1 protein-coding gene and 1 pseudogene are annotated in these 2520 nt (G+C 66.5%); both read left to right on the top strand.

Annotated features, from left to right (window positions below):
- Positions 1-95: 95 nt before the first annotated feature.
- Positions 96-516 (top strand): annotated as a pseudogene (locus ACIP8W_RS31870) (ATP-binding protein); the annotation flags it as partial.
- 343 nt (positions 517-859) lie between these two features.
- Positions 860-1939, top strand: a complete 1080-nt coding sequence (locus ACIP8W_RS31865) for a MerR family transcriptional regulator (protein WP_402205898.1) — start codon at positions 860-862, stop codon at positions 1937-1939.
- The last annotated feature ends 581 nt before the right edge of the window (positions 1940-2520 follow it).

Here is a 2520-nt window from a genome sequence, read left to right as displayed (position 1 = left end):
ACTCCCGTTGATAGCAATGCATCAACGACACAGAACGCTCACGGTGACGCTCGTTGCAGACAGAGAATCGAGGGGCTCACGCCCCGCTGATAACGTCAGGGACGGGCAAGAGCCACTTCACCGAGGGCCTCGCCCAGGCCGCGATCGAGAAGGACATGCGGGTGTCCTGGTTCACCCTGGAAACGCTCAGCGCCGCGATCGGCAAGTCGAAGGTCGACGGTTCCACCGCACGGACCGTCGCCCGGATCTGATCGTCATTGATGACATTGGCCTGCTGCCCGTCGGTGAGACGCCGCCGAAGCGTTCTACCGGATCATCGACGCCGCCTACGAACGCCGGTCCATCGCCGTGACCAGCAACATCCACCCCTCGGGCTTCGACACGATCATGCCGAAGACCCTCGCGGGCGCGAGCACCGACCGCCTCATGCACCACGCTCACCTCGTGACCACCACCGGCGACTCACACCGCCTCGCCGAGGCCCTCGCCGGGAAGGGAGTGATCCCCTTGAACTGACCCCCACCCCCAGGAACACCACTGGCCACACGCCTGGGTTTCTGATGGCCACCAGCCTGGACACCCAACGGCCACCTACCTGGGTATCACCGTGGCCGTTGACACGGAGTTCAACCGACGACTGCCCCAGGAACGAGCGCTCCGGACCACGGCTCGGGCGTGGTTCCTCACCGAACTCAAGCGGACCGCCATGCGCATCGAAGCAGCCGGGCAGCAGGATCGCCCGGAGCCAGATCTGGGGTTTGCTGTTCGGCCGGAGAGCCGCTAGTTGACCTTCACCTTGGGGGAAGCCACAGCATCGGTGAGGCCGGGCGACGTGCTCGGCATGAGGAGGAGAGCGGGCATGGGGTTGCTGACCATCGGGACGTTCGCGAAGGCATCCCGGCTGTCACCGAAGGCGCTGCGTCTCTACGACGAGCTTGGACTGCTGCCCCCCGCTCGCGTCGACCCGGTGACCGGCTACCGCCTCTACGCACCGGAACAACTGGACCAGGCCCGGCTCGTCGCCTGGCTCCGGCGCCTGGGGATGCCCCTGGCTCGCATCCAGCACGTCAGCATGCTGGAATCAGCCGCGGCAGCCCAGGAGATCCGCGCATTCTGGGCCCAGGTCGAGGCCGACACCGCCGCGCGGCGGAACCTCGCTTCCTTCCTCATCGACCATCTGTCCTGGAAGGACCCCGCCATGTCTTCCACAACCAAGCCCCTGGGAATCCGTTACGCCTCCCTTTCCGACACGGGCCTTGTCCGCGAGAGCAATCAGGACACCGCCTACGCCGGGTCCCGCCTGCTCGCCGTCGCCGACGGTTTCGGCAGCACAGGAGCCCCAGCCAGCGCCGCCGCTGTCGACGCGCTCAAGCACCTCGAAACCGACAGCATCCCGGCAGGCGATCTCCTCAACCTCCTCGAAGACGCCATCGAACAGGCCAAACAGGCCGTCAACGGCATCGCCGGACCCGCCTCATCGCCCGAACAGGCCGGCACCACACTCACCGCAATGCTCTGGACCGGCTCACAGCTGGCCCTCGTCCACATCGGCGACTCCCGCGTCTACCTCCTGCGCGCCGGAGAGCTGTTCCAGATCACCCACGATCACACCATGGTGCAGTCGATGGTCGACGAAGGACGCCTCAGCCCGGAGGAGGCCGTATCCCACCCCCAGCGGTCCCTGTTGATTCGGGCCATGGGTCAAGGAGCCGATGGCACCCCCGACATGCGCCTGCACGACGCCCAGCGGGAAGACCGATATCTGCTCTGCTCCGACGGCCTGTCGACCGTCGTGCCGACCGAAGAGATCCACCGGGTGCTCTCCGAGATCAGTGAGCCCGAGCAGGCGGTCCGCGAACTCATCGCACTCGCCAACGGCTCCGGCGGCCCCGACAACGTCAGCTGCGTGGTCGCCGACGTCGTGGAGCTCCAGCAGTAGGAGCGAGCGGCATGCACTTCGAGTTGCACCAGATCCGCTCTCAGGAACTCATCCGTGAAGCCGACGAGTACCGACTCGCCCGACAAGCCAGGAGAGCCAAGCAGGCTCCCCGACCCATGGCAGCCAGCACCTCGCAACCGACGCCAAGGCGCCTGCTGAGCCTCCCTCGGCCGGGGTGCTGGAAGGTGCAGAAGCCTCCCTCGGCCGGGGTGCTGCGACGGGAGAGGTCGATTGCCAGGCCCTGGGCCTGTCGCGGGTGAGCGGAGCAGTATCCCCGGCCAGGAGTTCGCCGGGCTGTGCGGTGCCGGGCCCGGCGACCCAGACGTGCTGGAGCACGTTCTCCAGGTCGGTGCTGGTCAGGTGAACGTAGTGCTCCGCCATCCGGTCACTGACCTGTCCGAGATACCAGCGGATGTGGGTCATGAAGCTTCCCCTTGATCGTGGACACCTGGAGACTGGGACATGAGGTTCCAGAGGAAGTAGCAGCAGGTGGGAAGCAAGTACACGAGGCGGTACACCGCGGAGTTCAAACGGGACGCGATCGCGCTCGTCGACTCCGCAGGCCGGACGGTCACCGAGGT

This window comes from Streptomyces sp. NPDC088554 (assembly GCF_044752945.1).
Lineage (GTDB): Bacteria > Actinomycetota > Actinomycetes > Streptomycetales > Streptomycetaceae > Streptomyces.
This window is presented reverse-complemented; position numbering and strand designations above follow the sequence as displayed.

What these genes read in the sequence shown, in the direction of transcription:
- ACIP8W_RS31865 (WP_402205898.1), top strand. Translation starts at nt 860, where the DNA reads ATGGGGTTGCTGACCATCGGGACGTTCGCGAAGGCATCCCGGCTGTCA.